Below are 18,391 nucleotides of genomic sequence, written 5' to 3' on the forward strand. Positions count from 1 at the left end.
GAATCTCCCACGCGGCGCGGGCAGATTGGTACCCATGACCGCACCCGCTCACGCGCTCCGGCTCCGCAGCGGGGCGGGGCGGGGCACGCTGCTGGCGGCGATCCTCGCCTCCGGAATGGTCTTCCTGGACAGCACGGTGGTCAACGTGGCACTGCCCCGGCTCGGGGCCGAACTCGGGGCGACCATCGCGGGTCTCCAATGGACGGTCAACGGCTACCTGCTGACCCTGGCCGCGTTCGTGCTGCTCGGCGGGGCACTGGGCGACCGTTTCGGCCGGCGCCGGCTCTTTTTGCTCGGGGTGGTCTGGTTCGCCGTCGCCTCCGTCCTCTGCGGCCTGGCCCAGGACACCGGCTGGCTGGTCGCCGCCCGGTTCCTCCAGGGCGCCGGCGGGGCGCTGCTCACCCCCGGCTCGCTCTCCGTGCTCCAGTCGAGCTTCCACCCCGACGACCGGGGCCGGGCCATCGGCGCCTGGTCCGGGCTGGCCGGCGTGACCACCGCGCTCGGCCCCTTCGTCGGCGGCTGGCTGATCGACGCGCTCTCCTGGCGGTGGATCTTCTTCATCAACCTGCCGCTGGCGGTCGCGGTGATCCTGGCCGCGCTGCGCTGGGTGCCGGAGAGCCGCGACGAGGACGCCTCGCGCAGCGGGGGGAAGCGGTTCGACGTGGCCGGGGCGCTGCTCGGCGCACTCGGCCTGGCCGGCGTCACGTACGCCCTGATCGACGCCCCGGTGCGGGGCCTGCGCTCGCTGCCGGTGCTGCTGGCCGTGCTGGTCGGCGTCCTCGGCGCGGTGGCCTTCGTGCTGGTGGAGCGGCGCCGGGGGGAGGCGGCGATGCTGCCCACCGGGCTGTTCAGCAGCCGCCTCTTCTCGGCGCTCAACCTGTTCACCGTGGTGGTCTACGCGGCGCTGGGCGGCTTCACCTTCTTCTTCGCCGTCTACCTCCAGAACGTCGTCGGTTGGTCGGCGGTCCGCACCGGGCTGGCCACCGTCCCGATGACCGTGCTGCTGCTGGTCGGCTCGGCCCGGGCCGGCGCCCTGTCGGCGCGGATCGGCCCCCGGCTGCCGCTGACCGTCGGTCCGGTGATCGCCGCCGCGGGCCTGCTGCTGCTGCGCCGGGTCGGCCCGGGCACGTCGTCGTACTGGGTGGACGTGCTGCCCGGGGTGCTCCTCTTCGGGCTGGGGCTGACCCTGGTGGTGGCGCCGTTGACCGCGTCGGTGCTGGCCGCCGTCGCGGACCGGTTCGCCGGGGTGGCGAGCGGCTTCAACAACGCCGCGTCCCGGGTGGGTGGCCTGCTCGCGGTGGCCGCGCTGCCGCTGCTGGTGGGCCTCTCCGGCACCGGGTACCAGCAGCCGGCCGAGCTGACCCACGCGTACCGGGGGGCGCTGGCCTGGTGCGCCGGGCTGCTGCTGGCCGGCGCGGTGACGGCCGGCCTGCTCGTGCACCGGCCGCCCCGGCCGGCCCGGCCCTCGTAGCCGGGGCTTCGCCGCCGCCTCGACCCACCGGGCCGGTTGCTACGGTCGGCGGGTGGACGATCATGATGACCGGCTGCGCTACCGCTTGCTGACCGGGCCGGATGACGCCGACTTCTGCCGCCGGGTCAGTGAGGCGCTGGCCGACGGCTACCGACTGCACCGCTCCCCGGCCATCACCTTCGACGGTGAGCGGGTGGTCGTCGCCCAGGCGGTGGTGCTCGGCGACGGCTGGTCGGCCGGGGTCACCCCGGTCTGACCGGGCGCGTGCGGCAGGGCCCGGCCGGAGCCGGACCCTGCCGCGACGCCTCAGCCTCGGTCGCGGGCGCGGTTGACCGCGCTGGTGACCGCCTTCACCGAGGCGGTGACGATGTTGGCGTCCATCCCGACGCCCCAGACCGTCCGACCGTCGACGTCGCACTCGACGTACGCGGCGGCCTGCGCGTCACCACCGGAGGAGAGCGCGTGCTCGTGGTAGTCGAGCACGCGTACCGCCACGCCGACCGCCTGGAGCGCGTTGACGTACGCGTCGATCGGGCCGTTGCCGACGGCGGCGAGCGCGCGGCGCTCCCCGCCGAGTTCCACCTCGGCCTCGATCTCGACCTTGCCGTCGACGGTGCCGATCGTGTAGCCGGACAGCGTGACGGCCGGGTCGCTCTGGTGGTCGAGCAGGTAGTGCCGGGCGAAGATCTCCCACATGGTGCCCGGGTCGACCTCGCCGCCGTCGTGGTCGGTGACCTGCTGGACCACCCCGGAGAACTCGATCTGGAGCCGGCGCGGCAGGTCGAGCTGGTGCTCGCTCTTCATGATGTACGCCACGCCGCCCTTGCCGGACTGCGAGTTGACCCGGATGACCGCCTCGTAGGTGCGGCCCAGGTCCTTCGGGTCGATCGGCAGGTACGGCACCGCCCACGGGTGCTGGTCGACCGGCACCCCGGCGGCCGCCGCGTCGGCGGCCAGCGCGTCGAAGCCCTTGTTGATCGCGTCCTGGTGTGAGCCGGAGAAGGCGGTGTAGACCAGGTCGCCCGCGTACGGGTGGCGCTCGTGCACCGGCAGCTGGTTGCAGTACTCGACGGCCCGCTTGACCTCGTCGATGTTCGAAAAGTCGATCATCGGGTCGATGCCCTGGGAGAACAGGTTGAGGCCCAGCGTCACCAGGTCCACGTTCCCGGTGCGCTCGCCGTTGCCGAACAGGCAGCCCTCGATCCGGTCGGCGCCGGCCAGCAGGCCCAGCTCGGCGGCGGCCACCCCGGTGCCCCGGTCATTGTGCGGGTGCAGGCTCAGCACCAGGCTGTCCCGCCGGGACAGGTGCCGGTGCATCCACTCGATCGAGTCGGCGTACACGTTCGGCATGGCCATCTCGACGGTGGCCGGCAGGTTGACGATCAGCTTGCGGTCGGGGGTGGGGTCGACCACCTCGATGACCTTCGCGCAGACCTCCAGCGCGTACTCCAGCTCGGTGCCCGTGTACGACTCCGGCGAGTACTCGTAGTGGATCTCGGTGTCCGGGGTGTGGATCTCGGCGTACTTCTGGCACAGCCGTGCGCCCTGGGTGGCGATGTCGGTGATGCCGTCGCGGTCCAGCCCGAAGACCACCCGGCGCTGGAGCGTCGAGGTGGAGTTGTAGAAGTGCACGATCGCCCGGCGCGCGCCGCGCAGCGACTGGAAGGTCCGGTCGATCAGGTGCTCCCGGCACTGGGTGAGCACCTGGATGGTGACGTCCTCCGGGATCAGGTCCTGCTCGATCAGCTGCCGGACGAAGTCGAAGTCGGTCTGGCTGGCCGAGGGGAAGCCGACCTCGATCTCCTTGTAGCCCATCTGCACCAGCAGCTGGAACATCCGGCGCTTGCGCTCCGGGGACATCGGGTCGATCAGGGCCTGGTTGCCGTCGCGCAGGTCGACCGCGCACCAGCGGGGCGCGACGTCGACGTGCCCGGTCGGCCAGGCCCGGTCCGGCAGGTCGATCCGGAACTGCTGCTGGTACGGCTGGTAGCGGTGGAACGGCATCCGGCTGGGGCGCTGCCGGGCGATCGGATCGGTCTCGGCGTCAGTGGCGGGTTGAGCCATGGCGGAGTGCTCCCGTGGGTCATGTCGGGCGTCAGCAATCGGAAGGTGTCGGCGGGTGCCGGGCGACGATGCCCGGGCGGTGCCGAGGGAAAGTTCGGATGTGCTGGACGGCGCGGTTCGACTCCGCGACGAGGTGCCGGCCGGTCAGGCCTCGTCGCGGCGACCAAGGAGGAGGTACGCCTGCCACATGACAGGGTCACCCTACGTGGTGAGACGGGGGGTGGGAAGGCAGGTCCGCACTATGAGATCGGTGTCGCAGCGCCCACCGCCGGCTCCGGGGCGGCCTCGCCGAGGCGGGGGGTCCGCTCAGCCCAGGCGACCACAGGTACGACGGCCAACCCGATGATCACGAAGAGCGCCGCCGTCGGGTACCAGCCCCAACCGCCCGTGGCGACGCCGAGCGCGGTCAGCCCGGCCGGCGCGATCAGGTACTGCAACTGCGTGCCGAGCCGGAACGCCCCGACGTACGCGCCGCGCTGGGCGGCCGGCGGCAGGGTGGCGGTCAGCCCCCAGGTGCCCGCCGACTCGATCAACTCGGCCACGACGAGCAGCGTCGCGGCGGCCACCAGCACCACCACCGTGAGCCCGCCGCGGGTCAGCCCGGAGAGCGGCAGGACCAGGCAGAAACCGGCGATCAGCAGGGCACCCCGCCGGGACGCCCGGGCCGCGCCGGAGCTGGTGTCGGCGCCCTGGCTCGCCCGCACCTGGAGCAGCACGATCAGGATCGTGTTCAGCAGCACCAGCCCGGCGATCACCGTCTTCGGGGCGTCGGTGTGGCTCAGGATCCACAACGGCAGCACCGTCAGGTAGAGCGTCTGGTGCGCGGTGAGCAGCCCGGAGAGCAGGGACACCGCCATGAAGGGGCGATCCCGGAGCACGGCCAGCCGGCTCATCGGCTCCGCCGGTCGGGCCACCTCGGGCAGCCGGGGAAGCCGGCGGACGAAGAGCGCCGTGACCAGGAACACCACCGCGATGAACCAGACCATCCCCCGGTACGCCGCCATCGTGTCCACCGCGAGCACCACGCCGCTGATCACCGCCCCGAGCCCGAATCCGACGTTCAGCGACGAGCGCTGGTACGCCATCGCGGTGACCCGCTCGGCCGCGGGCAGCGCGTTGATCGAGTAGACCTGCCGGGCCACCCCGGTGGCGGCGTCCACTGCGGCCAGCGCCACCACCACCGCGAGGAATCCGGCGAAACCGCCCACCAACGGGTACGCCGCGAAGAGTGCCGCGTCGAGCACCAGGCCGGCCAGCCAGACCCGTTGTGGGCCGTACCGGTCGGTGAGCCCGCCGAGCGGCACGGTGCCGAGCAGCGACACCCCGGCGGCGATGGACAGGCCGAGCCCGACCTGGGTGGCGCTGAGCCCGAGCGCCCGGGTGAAGAAGACGGCGCTGCCGGCCTGGAAGAGGCCGCCTCCGACCGCGGAGACCATGGCCTGCACGGCGAGGGCGCGGGTCAGGCCGGCGGGTGGCACGACGTGTCGGACGGCGGTGCGGATGGTGTCCCTGGTCCCCATGGCCGGTGAGCCAACCGTGCCCCCCACCGGCGGGTCGAGCCTTTTAGGCTGGGCCGAATTCTCGACGGGGGTGGAGGATGTCGCAGCTGCGGTTCGAGACGGCGGACGTCGCCGGGGTGCGGTTCGGCGTTTCTCCGGTGTGGGAGACGGTCTCCAGCCTGTGGGTGTTGCGGGACCCGATCCGAAACGCCCTGCACCTGCCCTGGATCGACCGGGCCCGGACGTTCGTCGCCCGCCCGGAGGTGGCCGTCGCGGTGGGCCCCCTGCGCGAGCTGGCCCGCCCGCGCGCCTGGCTGCCCGACTTCCTCACGCCACCCCCGCCCGGCCCGGACGTCGAGTTCGAGGAGAGCCTCGAGCAGGTCAGGGCGACGCCGCCGGCGGTGGTGGTGCGGGACCTGCTGGCCACCACCCCGAAACGGCCGCTCGGTCCGTTCGGCCAGGCGCTGCGTACCGACCCGAAGGCCATGTTGCCGGCACTGGTCACCGCGCTGCGGGTCTGGCACGACGTGGCCATCGCCCCGGACTGGCCGAGGATGCGGGCGCTGCTGGAGGCGGACATCGCGCACCGGGGCAGCCAACTCGCCGAAGGTGGTGCCGGGCTGGCCCTCGCCGGGCTGCACCCCACCGTGCGCTGGGCCGGTGACCGGGTGGTCAGCGACGACCCGTGGCGGCTCGACTTCCATCTCGGCGGTCGCGGTATCGCGTTGAACCCGGGGGTCTTCACGCCCCAGCGGGTGCTGTGGAACCTGCTGGAGGACTCGCCGCCCGGCGGGACGTACCCGGTGCGGGCGGTGGCCACCCTCTGGGAAGCGGCCCCGGCGCCGCCCGGCGACCCGCTGGCCCGGGTGATCGGGTCGGGCCGGGCGGGGCTGCTCCAGTTGCTCGACAGCGCGGCCACCACCAGCGACCTGGCCCGGCGGACCGGGATGTCGGCGGGGAACGTCTCCCAGCACCTGGCCGCGCTGCACGCCGCCGGGCTGGTCTCCCGGGTGCGGCAGGGGCGGCACGTGCTCTACCGGGGAACTGACGCGGCGACGGTGCTGCTGCGGGCCAGCCGGGGAGAGTGACCGCCCGACGGCGGTTCTCCCGCCGACCGGCCAGCGGGCGGCGCCGGATGGCTCAGCGCAGCAGCAGGGCGTGCACCGGGTGTCGGCGGCGCAGCGCGGTCTCCCGCCGGCGCAGCTCCTCGGGCAGGTCGAGGGGGTCGCCGAGTCGGCCCACCGCCACCACCACCAGCGGGCGTACGGCGGGCGGCAGGTCGAGGTCGGCGCAGAGCGCGGCGCGGTCGAACCGGGTGAGCTGGTGCACGTACAGGCCGAGCGCGGTGGCCTGCACGGTGAGGTGGGCCATCGCCTGCCCCAGGTCGTAGGCGGCCCGCTCCGGGTCGGTGCCGGCGTGCGCGCCCACCACCAGGGCGGCGGCGTGCCGGGCCCAGCGCTGGTCGGGTTCCGGGAGGCTGACCAGGGTCCGCTTCCAGGTCTCGTCGTCGCGGTGGCCGAGGGCGAACCGCCAGGGTTGGGCGTTGCCCGTCGAGGGGGCCCAGCGGGCGGCCTCCAGCAGCGAGGACGCCTCCTCCCCGGTCAGCTCGGCGGCCGGGTCGAAGGCCCGGGGACTCCAGCGGAAGGCGAGCAGCGGGGTGAGGTCGACCATGCAAGGAGCGTCCCGTATAGGCGATTCGCCCCGAAGGGCGGGTGGGGCAAATGTGGTCAAGCGCACCCGTAACGCCGCCCCGGGTCAGGACGTTCCCGCGCCCGTGCTGCCGCTCGGCGTGGGTGCCTCCAGGCCCAGCGGCTCGGCGTTCACCACCGGCCCGGCCAGCGGCGCGCTGCCCGGCGCCGGCCCGGGCGGCCCGGCCAGGGTGAGCGTGCCGAGGGCGGCGCGGACGTAGGTGGGCGTCCCGTCCGGCTCGTAGCAGTAGATCCCGACGTCCAGCGGTGGGTTGAGCGAGGCGGAGGTGGTCTCGACCGCGTAGCAGGTGCCGGCCACGCCCGCCGGCACGGTGGCGGGGGAGACCGCGAGCGGAGTCCGCCGGTCGGTCAGCACCTCCAGCCAGTCGGTGAACGGGTGCTGCACCCGGGGGTCCAGCCGGCGCGGCACCGCGTCGTCCCGGTCGCCGAGGCGGACGCAGCTGGCCGCCTCGGGGCGCCCGGCTGACGGCAGGCCGCACTGGAAGAGCCCGTCGGCGGTGGCGGCCAGCGAGACGTCCGCCGTGCCGCCCAGCGCGCCCCCCGGGACGTCGACCCGCCAGGTGCCGTCCGCCGCGCTGGTCACCGTGACGTCCCGGGCCGGCCCGTCGGTGCCGGTCAGCGTGTAGCGGGCGGTCAGGTGGCGGTCCCGCGCCGCCGCGGCCAGCGCGGCCAGCTCGTCCCGGGCCGCGTCCACCTCGGCCGGTGCCGGGTCGGCGGACCCGGCGGTGGGTGGCGGGGCCGGCCGGTCGGCGGTGCAGGCGGTGAGGAGCGCCGGCAGGAGCAGGACCAGGACGCCGGTGGACCGGCACGTCGCGCGCAGATGGGCAGGCACCGGGTCATTCTGCGCCGCCCGCCCGCCGCCCACGGACCCGTGCCGCCCACGACGCCCGGCGTGTCGGCGGCCGGCGGGCGACCGCCCTGGGCAGGGTGTCGACCGGGCGCTTCCGCCGGATGGTGGGATCACCCGACCCGTCCTCGCGTACCGCCCGATACCCTGGACAGGTCTGACACGCGCCGCCGGACCACTCGACCGGCGGCGTCGGCACGCTCAGGGTCGTCGCTGGGAGGGAGTGCACCGTCGTGGCACTCGTGGTGCAGAAGTACGGCGGGTCCTCCGTCGCCAACGCCGAGCGCATCAAGCGGGTGGCGGAGCGGATCGTCGCCGCCCGCAAGGCCGGCGACGACGTGGTGGTGGTGGTGTCCGCGATGGGCGACACCACGGACGAGCTGCTCGACCTGGCCAACCAGGTCAGCCCGCTGCCGCCGGGCCGCGAGCTGGACATGCTGCTCACCGCCGGCGAGCGGATCTCCATGGCGCTGCTCGCGATGGCCATCCACAACCTGGGGTACGAGGCCCGCTCGTTCACCGGCTCGCAGGCCGGTGTCATCACCACCTCCGTGCACGGGCGGGCGCGGATCATCGACGTCACGCCGGGCCGGCTCAAGGGCGCGCTCGACGAGGGCGCGGTGGTGATCGTCGCCGGCTTCCAGGGCGTCTCGCAGGACACCAAGGACGTCACCACGCTGGGCCGGGGCGGCTCGGACACCACCGCCGTGGCGCTCGCCGCCGCGCTGCGCGCCGACGTCTGCGAGATCTACACCGACGTGGACGGCATCTTCAGCGCCGACCCGCGGATCGTGCCGAACGCCCGGCACATCAAGCACATCACCTACGAGGAGATGCTGGAGCTGGCCGCCTGCGGCGCCAAGGTGCTGCACCTGCGCAGCGTGGAGTACGCGCGGCGCGCGGGGTTGCCGATCCACGTCCGTTCGTCATACTCGACCAACACCGGCACCATGGTCACCGGATCGATGGAGGACCTTCCCGTGGAACAGGCACTGATCACCGGGGTCGCCCACGACCGCAGTGAAGCCAAGATCACGATTGTCGGCGTGCCCGACGAGCCGGGTGCCGCCGCCAGGATCTTCGACACCGTGGCCGGCGCCGAGATCAACATCGACATGATCGTGCAGAACGTCTCCACCGAGGGCACCGGTCGCACCGACATCTCGTTCACGCTGCCCAAGACCGACGGCCCCACCGCGATGGCCGCGCTCAGCAAGATCCAGGAAGCCGTCAAGTTCCGCGGCCTGCTCTACGACGACCACGTCGGCAAGGTGTCGCTGATCGGCGCCGGCATGCGGTCGCACCCCGGTGTCGCCGCCGGCTTCTTCGCCGCGCTCGGCGCGGCCGGGGTCAACATCGAGATGATCTCCACGTCGGAGATCCGGGTCTCCGTGGTCTGCCGGGACACCGACCTCGACAAGGCGGTCCGGGCCATCCACGACCAGTTCGAGCTGGGCGGCGACTCCGAGGCCGTGGTCTACGCGGGGACGGGACGGTAGCGCCCGTGTCGGCGCAGCCCACGCTCGCCGTCGTCGGGGCGACCGGCGCCGTCGGGACCGTGATGTGCGAGCTGCTCTCCTCCCGGCGCAACGTCTGGGGCGAGATCCGGCTGCTCGCCTCGGAACGCTCCGTCGGGCGCAAGGTGCGTTGCCGGGGCGAGGAGCTGACCGTCGGCGCGCTCACGCCGGAGGCGTTCGACGGCGTCGACGTCGCCATGTTCGACGTGCCGGACGAGGTCTCCGTCGAGTGGGCGCCGGTCGCGGTGGCTCGCGGGGCGGTGGTGGTCGACAACTCCGGCGCGTTCCGGATGGACCGGGACGTGCCGCTGGTGGTCCCGGAGATCAACCCCGAGCAGGTACGCAACCGGCCCAAGGGGATCGTCGCCAACGCCAACTGCACCACCCTCGCGATGATCGTGGCGATCGCCCCGCTGCACCGCGAGTACGGCCTGCGCGAGCTGGTGCTCTCCTCGTACCAGGCGGCGTCGGGGGCGGGTCAGGCCGGCGTGGACGCGCTGCACCTCCAGCTCGGCAAGATCGCCGGGGACCGGGTGCTCGGCTCCCGCCCCGGCGACGTGCGCCAGGCGGTCGGCGACGAGCTCGGCCCGTTCCCCGCGCCGCTGGCGCTCAACGTGGTGCCGTGGGCCGGGTCGCTCGTCGACTTCGGGTGGTCGTCCGAGGAGATGAAGATCCGCAACGAGTCGCGCAAGATCCTCGGGCTGCCCGACCTGAAGGTCTCCGCCACCTGCGTACGGGTGCCGGTGGTGACCGGCCACTCGGTGGCCGTGCACGCGGTCTTCGCCACCGAGGTGGACGCCGAGGGCGCCCGCGAGGCGCTGCGGAACGCCCCCGGCGTGATCCTGGTCGACGACCCCGCCGCCGGCGAGTTCCCGATGCCGATCGACGCGGTCGGCACCGACCCGTCCTGGGTCGGCCGGATCCGCCGCGCCCTGGACGACCCGCGCGCCCTGGACCTCTTCGTCACCGGCGACAACCTCCGCAAGGGCGCCGCCCTGAACACCGCCCAGATCGCCGAACTCCTAGCCAAGGAACTCACCCGCCCCTGACCCGCCCGGTCACCCCGCCCACCGACGCCCGCCGGCGCGGGCCCCCCGCCCAAGGGCGGCCAGTTTCAGAGAAAGAGGCCCTATCCAAGCGCGGATAGGGCCTCTTTCTCTGAAGATGCGGCGGGAGTCGGTGGGGGTGCGGCGCGGGGACGGGGGGTGGGTCAGGCGGCGGCCAGGCGGACGCCGTCGCGGCCGTGGCGCTTGACCGCGTAGAGGGCCTGGTCGGCGCGGCGGAGGGTGAGTTCCGCGGACTCGCCGGGTTGGGGGAGGGCCACCCCGACGCTGATGGTGCGCCCGGTACGTCGGGCGGCCTCGGTCAGCCGCTCGGCGATCCGGACCGCCTCCTCGGGGCGGCTCACCTCGATCACCGCGACGAACTCGTCGCCACCGACCCGGTACAGCTCGTCGCCCTGGCGCAGCGCGCCCTCCAGCGCCCGGGCCAGTCCGACCAGCAGCCGGTCGCCGGCCTGGTGGCCGTACGTGTCGTTGACCGTCTTGAACCCGTCCACGTCGATGGCGAGCAGGGCGGTACGCCCCGGCGTGGCCGCCCTGATCCGCTGGCCGAACGGCCCGGTGTGCCGGAGCCCGGTGAGCGGGTCGGAGCTGGCCTGCTCGCGGAGCCGGGCCAGCGTACGGAGCCGGTCCAGCGCACCCCAGGCCTGCCCGGCCAGCAGTTCGATCAGGTTGACCGTGGTCGGGTCGGGCCGCAGCAGCCGCTCGTCCGCGACCAGCAGCACCCCGCCCGCGTCGGGCTGGCCGACCGGCACCGACACCAGGGTGCGTACCCCGGCCCGGGCCAGCGGCGCGTATTCGTCCGTGGGCGGATGACCCGCCTCGCCCAGCGTGTACGCGGTGCCGTGCCGATGGGCCCGGGCCACCATCCGGCTGAGCGGCCCGGCCCCGGCCTCGGTCAGCTCGGCCCGGATGCGCGACTCCAACTCGCCGGGCGCACCGGTCGGGTCGACGAGGCGGGGGCCGCTCCGGCCGGTAAGCACCAGCACGGCGCAGGAGAGGGTGGAGACGTCCCGGGCCGCGGTGAGGGCCGCGGCCATCAGGTCCGGACCGGTCGGGGCGGCGGTGAACGCGGTGGCGTGGCGCAGCAGCTTCTCGCTGCGGGTCTCGGCCGGCGGTCCGCCGAGGGCCACGATCCGCGCGCCCAGCCGGCCCGCCAGCCGTTCCGCGGTCTGCCGCCACCGACCCAGCTCGGCCGGCCCGCTCCACTGCAGGTCGAGCACCCCGATCGGGCGGCCCGCCGGGTCGAGCACCGGTACACAGATCTCGGCGGTCACGTCGGGGCGCAGCGGGAGATAGTCCGGGTCGGCGGTCACGTCGGGCACCGTGGCCCCCTCGCCGGAGGCGTAGACCCGGCCGACGATGCCGGACTTCGGCGGCACGGTGGAGAAGACCTGCCATGATCCGGTGGCGGCGACGCAGCGCAGCCGGTCGTGGACCTGGAGCAGCACGGAGATCGTCGCGGGGGCGTACCGGGCGAGCGCGGTCACGGTCCACTGGCACGCCTCGACGGCGGTCGGCGCCATCGGCAGGCGGACCGTGACGTCCCGGACGACTCGCTCGTGATCCACGTTCTTCCAGGTGGGGGCGGGCCCGGCCGGTGCCGGGGCTGCGATCAAGCGTACTCAGCCGAGGGCGGTCCGCCACGGGAAAGATCACCTGTCGTTCGTACACATGTGCCATCCACAGGCTGTGGACAGGGCCTGTGGGCTGCGCGACGGGCCCGCCCGCGACGGCCTCGCCGGGTTAGCGTGAGAGGTCCCGGTCGCAGTGGAGGAGCCATGCTCATCGCCCAGCTGAGTGACCCGCACCTGACCACCGGCGTGCTCGGCGCCGTGCCTGCCGCCGGTCTGCACCGCGCGCTCGGCCGGGTGCTGGCGCTGCGCCCTCGCCCGGACTGCGTGGTGATCACCGGCGACCTGGTGGATCAGGGTCGCCCCGACGAGTACGCGACGCTGCGCGAGGTGATCGGGCGGTACCCGCTGCCGGTGCACCTGGTGGCCGGCAACCACGACGACCGGGAGTCGCTGCTGGACGCCTTCGGCGGCACCCCGTACCTGGGCGGCGGCTTCTCCGCGCACTACCACGTCGACCATCCGGACGTGACCGTCGTGGTGCTGGACTCGCTGACCCCGGGGGAGGGCGGCGGCCGGCTCGGAGAGGACCAGCTCGGCTGGCTCGACGGGGTGCTGGCTGGCCGCGCGGACGTGCCCGCCCTGGTCTGCCTGCACCACCCGCCGGTCGCCGTCGGCGTCCCGGCCGCCGACGCCGTCCGGCTCGCCGACGGTGACGCGCTCGCCGAGGTCGTCCGCCGGCACCCCCACGTGGTACGCGTCGCCGCCGGCCACCTGCACCGCCCGGTGACCACCGGGTACGCCGGCACCGTGCTGACCGTCGCGCCGAGCACCTGGCGGCAGGCGTCGCTGACCATGAACGCCGACGACGAGATCGGCTGGGTCGACGAGCCGACCGCCTTCCTGCTGCACGCGGTGGACGACGGCGGCTGCGTCACCCACACCGTGCAGGTCAGCCACGCCGCCGGTCAGACCTGCAGTTACTGACCTCCGAGGGTGCGGCTCCTCTGGTACGTCGCGTACGGGTCGAACATGGATCCGGCGCGGCTCGGCTGGTACCTCTCCGGCGGCCGGCCACCCGACGGGCTGCGGTCGTACCCCGGGTGTCGGGACTGCCGGCCACCGCGCCGGACGGAAGCGGTGCTGGTCCCCGGCGGCGTCTACTTCGCCGGGGAGTCCCGGGCCTGGACGGGCGGGATGGCGTTCTACGACCCCGAGCTGCCGGGCACGGCGGCGGCGCGCGGCTACCTGCTCACCGCCGGGCAGTTCGCCGACATCGCCGCGCAGGAGATGTACCGCCCGCCCGGCGCCGACCTCGACCTGATCGCCGTGGCCGTCGAGGCCGGGCGGGCCACCCTCGGCCCCGGCCGGTACGAGACGCTGCTGCGGGTCGGCGTACGCGACGGGGTGCCGATGCTGACCTTCACCGCGCCCTGGCGGGCGGGCGAGGTGGCGTGGACCGCGCCGGCGCCGGTCTACCTGAGGATGATCGCGGCCGGGCTGCGGGCGGCGCACGGCTGGTCGGTCGACCGGACCGTCGCCTACCTGGCCGACCGCCCCGGCGTGACCGGGCACTGGACCCGCGCCGACCTGACCGACCTGGTGGCGGCCGTGCCGGCCCCCTGACCTGATCGCCGTCGGGGAGCCGCTGGACGGCGCGGCGGCCGGTCAGCCGAGCAGGAGGCGGCGCAGCTCGGCGGCGAGCCGGTCGGCGGGCACCTCGTGGAAACCGCCCTCCAGGCTCACCCGCCGGGCACCAGGGACCGCGTCGGCGGTCGCGCCCGTCGCGTCGCGCAGCCACTGCGGGCTGCCCGTGCTGTCCAGCACCACCGTCGGCACGGTGATGGTGGCGAGCCGGTCGGCGGGAAGACTGCCGTCCCCGCTGACGGTGGCGTCGTGGACCAGGGACGGGGCCATCATCTCCAGCCAGGACCACATCGGCTGATCACGCATGCCGCGTACCTGGTCCGCGGGGAGGCCCACCGCGTCGCGCAGGAAGCACTCGACCGCGTCGCCCCGCCGGCCCGCCGTCACCAGCTCGGCCAGCCGGGGCGCGAGCGCCGCGCCCGACCCGTCGTGCGGCCCGACCCGGAACGGCGGCTCGAAGAGGGCCAGCCCCGCGACCGGGAGCCCGGCGGCGGCCGCCAGGGCGGCGAGGATCGCGCCGGACGAGATCCCGTAGAGGTACGCCGTGCCACCGGCCGCGCCGATCAGCGCTGCCAGGTCCTCGATCTCCCGCTGCACCGCGTACGGGGCGGTGTCGGCGCTGTCGCCCCGGCCGCGTCGGTCGTACCCGAACACGGTGAAGTCCCCGGCCAGCGCGGCGGCCACCGCACGGGTGGTGGTCCGGTCGTTGAACGCGCCGCCCACCAGCACGATCGCCGGCCCGTCGCCGCTGCGCTCGTACGCGATGGTCGTGCCGTCGGCGGAGCGCACCGTGCCCACCGCCAGGGTCGCGTCAGTCATCCGTGGATCCTCTCCTCGTCGTCGTCTCCCATCCTGGTCGGTGCTACCGACGCGAATCCGACGCCGACCGCCGGATTGCTTTCACCTACCCGTCATGTCGGAATGGTCCGAACGTCCAGGCCGGGTCACCTCACGTATCCGCAGGTCTGTTCGACTTCCCCAGTCGACCGGCGGGGAAGGAGATGAGAGGCTGTCTCCTGACGGAGTGGCGACCCCCGACCGCCGCCCTCCGCGATCGACCCCTGTCACGGCACGGATCAGGGTCGCCGGGCGAACCATCGCTCGTGCCGCGTCCAACGCCGAACCTCACGAGGAGTTCCATGTCCGTCCCCGGGATGCGTCGGGCCGCCATCGGCCTGACCGCACTCGCCGCGGCCGCGCTGAGCACGGTCGCCGTCCACCCGAGCCAGGCCGAGGCCGGTCCCAAGCCGCTCGACGTCAAGCTGCTCGCCCTCAACGACTTCCACGGCAACCTCGAGCCGCCGACCGGCTCCAGCGGCACCATCGCCGGGCAGCCCGCCGGCGGCGCCGAATACCTGGCCACCCAGCTCGCCAAGCTGCGCGGGGCCACCGAGGAGGAGCAGGAGCGCACCATCACCGTCGCGGCCGGCGACCTGATCGGCGCCTCCCCGCTGCTCTCCGCCGCGTTCCACGACGAGCCGACCATCGAGTCGCTCACCATGGCCGGGCTGGACTTCGCCAGCGTCGGCAACCACGAGTTCGACGAGGGCGCCAACGAGCTGCTGCGCATCCAGAACGGCGGCTGCCACCCGGTCGACGGCTGCGCGGACGGCACCCCGTACGCGGGCGCCGGCTTCCAGTACCTCTCGGCGAACGCGTTCAAGACCGCCACCGGCCAGCCGCTGCTGCCGCCGTACGGCGTCAAGAAGGTCGACGGCGTCAAGGTCGGCTTCATCGGGATGACCCTGGAGGGCACCCCGCAGATCGTCTCCCAGGAGGGCGTCGCCGGCCTCACCTTCAGCGACGAGTCGGAGACCGCCAACAAGTACGCCCGCATCCTGCGCTCGCAGGGCGTGGAGACCATCGTCGTGCTGCTGCACGAGGGCGGTCAGCAGGACACCACCGGCGGCATCAACGACTGCAAGGGCTTCACCGGCCCGATCGTCGACATCGCCAACCGGATGGACCCGTCGATCGACGTGGTGGTCAGCGGGCACACCCACCAGGCGTACAACTGCGAGATCAACGGCAAGCTGGTCACCAGCGCCAGCTCGTTCGGTCGCCTGGTCACCGACATCGACCTGCAGATCGACCGGAAGACCGGCGACGTGCTGACCGCCAAGGCCAACAACGTCGTGGTGACCCGGGACGTCACCAAGGACGCGGCGCAGACCGAGCTGATCACCCGCTACAAGACGGCGCTCGGCCCGGTCGCCATTAAGGTCGTCGGCGAGACCGCCGAGCCGCTCAACCGCGTGCAGGAGACCCTGTTCGGTACGGCCAAGGGCGAGTCCCCGCTCGGCAACGTGATCGCCGACGCGCAGTTCGCGGCGACCGACAACGAGCAGGGCGCGCTCGGCGCGTTCATGAACCCCGGTGGTGTCCGCGCCGACCTCGACGCCGGTCAGGTCACCTACGAGGAGGCGTTCACGGTCCAGCCGTTCGCCAACAACCTGGTCACGCTCGACCTCACCGGCGCGCAGCTCTACTGCGTGCTGGAGCAGCAGTTCGTCGTCGGCCGGACGCTCTACCCGTCCTCGACGGTCCGCTACACCGTCGACGTGAACGGCACCACCGGCACCACCGCCGACCCGTGCGCCGGTACCCGGGTCGTCCGGGGCAGCCTCACCCTCGGCGGCGTGACGGTCACCGACGCCGGCACCTACCGGGTCACGGTGAACAACTTCCTGGCCGGTGGCGGTGACGGTTTCACCGCGCTCAAGAGCGGCACCAACCAGGTCACCGGCATGATCGACCTGGATGCCTTCGTGGCGTACCTGACCGCGTCCTCGCCGGTCTCCGCGCCGGCCCTGGACCGCATCCGCACCACCGCCGAGGTCCCCGCCGCCTGACGGCAGGACCCCGCCCACGAACGGGCCCCGGAGCAGCCGCTCCGGGGCCCGTCCCCGTCTCCGCCCCCGCCGCGCCGCCCCCGCCGCGCCGCCCCCGCCGGGCCGCGCCGCGCACGCACTTTCACGGAAAGCGTGGCTATGGCGCATCAAATAGCCACGCTTTCCGTGAAAGTGCGCGGCATTTTCGCGGGGTGGGTGTGGCGTGGTGAAGCGGGGGGGCGGGTGGAGCGTGGGCTGAGGGAGGCGGTGCAGGGGGTCAGGCGGGGGTGGGTTCGGGGGTGCGGTCGGCGGGGGCGGCGAGCCGGCCGTCCTGGATGGCGGTGAGCAGGGGACGCAGGGAGAGGGCGATCAGCGAGGCGGCCAGGCAGCCACCCACCACGACGGCCACCCACACCTTGCCGCCGGCGGCGCCGATCAGCGGGCCGGCGGTGACCGGGCCGATCACCCCGCTGATCCCGAAGATCATCGAACTCATCGCGTTGTACCGGCCGCGCAGCTCGTCGGTGGCCAGCGCGTTGGTCAGCGCCGGCATCACCGGCGACAGCATGGTCTCGCCGAACCCGAAGATCGCCGCGCAGGCCACCACGCCGAGCGCCGCCATCAGGGCGTTGCCGGTGCCGATCAGGCCGGCCGCGCCGAGGGTGAGCCATGCGGTCGCGAAGACCGCGCCGACCACCGCGAGCGCCCCGGTGCGGCTGCGCCCCTCCATCCGCCTGATCACCAGCAGTTGGGAGAGCACGATCATCAGGGTGTTGCCGGCCAGCGCCCAGGCGACCACGCGCGGGGTCACCTCGGCCACCCGGACCGCGTACGCGGTGAAACCGACCTCGATCTGGGCGTACCCGCAGGTGGTGAGCACCAGGCCGAAGATCACCAGGCGGCGGAACGGGCGGTCCCGCAGCACGGTGAGGTAACCCCCGCCGCCCGTCTTCGCGCCCGCCGCGCCGGCGGCGAGCCGGTGCCCGACGTGCGGCAGGGTCAGCAGGATGACCGCCGGCGTCAGGTAGCTGAGCGCGTCGAGCAGGTAGATCGCCTGGAAGGTCACCGGCCGGGCGACGTCGACGATGGCGCCCGAGGTCAGGCCGCCCACGCCGATGCCGAGGTTGAGCAGGGCGAAGTTCAGCCCGTACACCCGCTGCCGCTCGTCGTCGGCGGTGAGCGAGGCGAGGATGGTGTTCTGCCCGGACCAGATCGCCGAACCGCCGATCGCGATCACGGTGGCCACCCCGAACGCGGAGGCGGTCGAGTCGACCAGCGCCAACGACCCGGTGCCGATCGCCTCGATCAGCAGGGACGGCAGCACCACCCGGCGGGCGCCGAACCGGTCGATCAGCGTCCCGCCCAGCGGGGAGAGCGCCAGGGTGACCGCGCCGTACCAGCCGATCACCAAACCGGCCCGCGGGTCGGAGAGCCCGCGCACGTCGGTCAGGTAGATGAACAGGAACGGCAGGGTGAGGCCGCGACCGATCGCCGACAGCAGGGTGCCGAGCAGGATGCGTCGGGCTTCCGGACGGCGGGGGAGGGATCGGCGCAGCATGCCGCGATTCTTTCCAGCGGGTCTGACAGACCGCGACGCATTTTGCTGCCGCTCGCGCCTGCCACGTGATCAACCGCACGTCCACGGGCGCTGTCGGTCGGCTCTGCCATGCTGGCCCGGTGAGCGTGACCTGGCGACACCTGCCCGCATCGGCCCGCGAGATCGCCGTCGCCGCCACCGACGCCGTCGAGGCCGCGAAGGCCCGCGACGGTGCGGCGTACGAGGCGGCGACCGCGCGGCTCGGCGGGGCCGAGCGCTCCGGCCTGGTCCTCGGCGCGGTGGTGCGGCTGCTGCTGGAGGAGACCCATCCGGACGGGCTGGACGGCGACGATGTCCGGCAGGTGCTTGAGCACTGCGTCCGGGCGGCGGCCCCGTGGCGGCCGGAGGTCGACCCGCACGTGGTGCTGGTTCTGCTGGCCTCCGCGCTCGGCGTGTACGACCCGGGCGAGGACAGCTCCCCGCCCGATCCGGCGGCGATCGCCCGGCACGCCCCGCTGCTCGTCGCCGACCTGCTCGCGGTGACCGGCCGGCCGGTCGACGGCTACCTGGGGGCGGCGTTCACCGAGATCGAACGCACCGAGCGGCACGACTGACGGTCCGGCCGAACGGACGG

At 73.7% G+C, this 18,391-nt stretch carries 16 protein-coding genes; 9 read left to right on the forward strand and 7 right to left on the reverse strand.

The features are described 5' to 3' along the window. Nucleotides 1–34 precede the first annotated feature (34 nt). Together GA0074696_RS04200 and GA0074696_RS04205 are read left to right on the forward strand one after the other, a co-directional pair. On the forward strand, nucleotides 35–1,471 hold the full coding sequence (locus GA0074696_RS04200) for an MFS transporter (RefSeq protein ID WP_088959866.1): 1,437 nt from the start codon (nucleotides 35–37) through the stop codon (nucleotides 1,469–1,471). Between the two features lie 52 nt (nucleotides 1,472–1,523). Further along, nucleotides 1,524–1,727 (forward strand): DUF1737 domain-containing protein, encoded by a 204-nt coding sequence (locus GA0074696_RS04205; RefSeq protein WP_088959867.1) that lies wholly within the window; start codon nucleotides 1,524–1,526, stop codon nucleotides 1,725–1,727. A gap of 50 nt (nucleotides 1,728–1,777) precedes the next feature. On the opposite strand, the gene leuA is transcribed toward GA0074696_RS04205, so the two are convergent. Then, the gene (gene leuA / locus GA0074696_RS04210) at nucleotides 1,778–3,535 is read right to left on the reverse strand and encodes a 2-isopropylmalate synthase (protein WP_088959868.1); all 1,758 of its coding nucleotides are present in this window, start codon (nucleotides 3,533–3,535) and stop codon (nucleotides 1,778–1,780) included. Between the two features lie 239 nt (nucleotides 3,536–3,774). Further along, complete coding sequence (locus GA0074696_RS04215; RefSeq protein ID WP_088959869.1) at nucleotides 3,775–5,055, reverse strand: MFS transporter; 1,281 nt, start codon at nucleotides 5,053–5,055, stop codon at nucleotides 3,775–3,777. Between the two features lie 77 nt (nucleotides 5,056–5,132). On the opposite strand from GA0074696_RS04215, the gene GA0074696_RS04220 reads away from it, so the two are divergent. Then, on the forward strand, nucleotides 5,133–6,122 hold the full coding sequence (locus GA0074696_RS04220; RefSeq protein ID WP_088959870.1) for an ArsR/SmtB family transcription factor: 990 nt from the start codon (nucleotides 5,133–5,135) through the stop codon (nucleotides 6,120–6,122). Nucleotides 6,123–6,174: 52 nt separating this feature from the next. Here GA0074696_RS04220 and GA0074696_RS04225 read toward each other — a convergent pair whose 3' ends face one another. Together GA0074696_RS04225 and GA0074696_RS04230 are read right to left on the reverse strand one after the other, a co-directional pair. Then, nucleotides 6,175–6,705: a nitroreductase family protein gene (locus tag GA0074696_RS04225; RefSeq protein ID WP_088959871.1), complete on the reverse strand. Its 531-nt coding sequence runs from the start codon at nucleotides 6,703–6,705 to the stop codon at nucleotides 6,175–6,177. Between the two features lie 84 nt (nucleotides 6,706–6,789). Beyond that, on the reverse strand, nucleotides 6,790–7,575 hold the full coding sequence (locus GA0074696_RS04230) for a hypothetical protein (protein ID WP_231925264.1): 786 nt from the start codon (nucleotides 7,573–7,575) through the stop codon (nucleotides 6,790–6,792). Between the two features lie 248 nt (nucleotides 7,576–7,823). On the opposite strand from GA0074696_RS04230, the gene GA0074696_RS04235 reads away from it, so the two are divergent. Together GA0074696_RS04235 and GA0074696_RS04240 are read left to right on the forward strand one after the other, a co-directional pair. Then, the gene (locus tag GA0074696_RS04235) at nucleotides 7,824–9,089 is read left to right on the forward strand and encodes an aspartate kinase (RefSeq protein WP_088959872.1); all 1,266 of its coding nucleotides are present in this window, start codon (nucleotides 7,824–7,826) and stop codon (nucleotides 9,087–9,089) included. A gap of 5 nt (nucleotides 9,090–9,094) precedes the next feature. Then, nucleotides 9,095–10,156 carry an aspartate-semialdehyde dehydrogenase gene (locus GA0074696_RS04240; RefSeq protein ID WP_088959873.1) on the forward strand — a complete coding sequence of 354 codons (1,062 nt, stop codon included), beginning with the start codon at nucleotides 9,095–9,097 and terminating at the stop codon, nucleotides 10,154–10,156. A gap of 161 nt (nucleotides 10,157–10,317) precedes the next feature. Here the strand turns inward: GA0074696_RS04240 and GA0074696_RS04245 are convergent, their stop codons facing one another. After that, nucleotides 10,318–11,694, reverse strand: coding sequence for a sensor domain-containing diguanylate cyclase (locus GA0074696_RS04245; protein WP_407940592.1), 1,377 nt, complete (start codon nucleotides 11,692–11,694; stop codon nucleotides 10,318–10,320). A gap of 255 nt (nucleotides 11,695–11,949) precedes the next feature. On the opposite strand from GA0074696_RS04245, the gene GA0074696_RS04250 reads away from it, so the two are divergent. Both GA0074696_RS04250 and GA0074696_RS04255 read left to right on the forward strand, forming a co-directional pair. Then, complete coding sequence (locus GA0074696_RS04250) at nucleotides 11,950–12,729, forward strand: phosphodiesterase (RefSeq protein WP_088959875.1); 780 nt, start codon at nucleotides 11,950–11,952, stop codon at nucleotides 12,727–12,729. 9 nt (nucleotides 12,730–12,738) lie between these two features. Then, nucleotides 12,739–13,368: a histone deacetylase gene (locus GA0074696_RS04255; RefSeq protein ID WP_231925265.1), complete on the forward strand. Its 630-nt coding sequence runs from the start codon at nucleotides 12,739–12,741 to the stop codon at nucleotides 13,366–13,368. Between the two features lie 42 nt (nucleotides 13,369–13,410). Here GA0074696_RS04255 and GA0074696_RS04260 read toward each other — a convergent pair whose 3' ends face one another. Continuing rightward, nucleotides 13,411–14,208, reverse strand: coding sequence for an alpha/beta fold hydrolase (locus GA0074696_RS04260; protein ID WP_088959876.1), 798 nt, complete (start codon nucleotides 14,206–14,208; stop codon nucleotides 13,411–13,413). 320 nt (nucleotides 14,209–14,528) lie between these two features. Between GA0074696_RS04260 and GA0074696_RS04265 the strand changes: the two genes are divergently transcribed. Next, complete coding sequence (locus GA0074696_RS04265) at nucleotides 14,529–16,241, forward strand: bifunctional metallophosphatase/5'-nucleotidase (protein WP_088959877.1); 1,713 nt, start codon at nucleotides 14,529–14,531, stop codon at nucleotides 16,239–16,241. Between the two features lie 256 nt (nucleotides 16,242–16,497). On the opposite strand, the gene GA0074696_RS04270 is transcribed toward GA0074696_RS04265, so the two are convergent. Then, nucleotides 16,498–17,778, reverse strand: a complete 1,281-nt coding sequence (locus tag GA0074696_RS04270) for an MFS transporter (protein WP_088959878.1) — start codon at nucleotides 17,776–17,778, stop codon at nucleotides 16,498–16,500. Nucleotides 17,779–17,897: 119 nt separating this feature from the next. Between GA0074696_RS04270 and GA0074696_RS04275 the strand changes: the two genes are divergently transcribed. Continuing rightward, nucleotides 17,898–18,371: a hypothetical protein gene (locus GA0074696_RS04275; protein WP_172894162.1), complete on the forward strand. Its 474-nt coding sequence runs from the start codon at nucleotides 17,898–17,900 to the stop codon at nucleotides 18,369–18,371. Nucleotides 18,372–18,391: the final 20 nt, after the last annotated feature.

Source organism: Micromonospora purpureochromogenes (assembly GCF_900091515.1).
GTDB lineage: Bacteria > Actinomycetota > Actinomycetes > Mycobacteriales > Micromonosporaceae > Micromonospora > Micromonospora purpureochromogenes.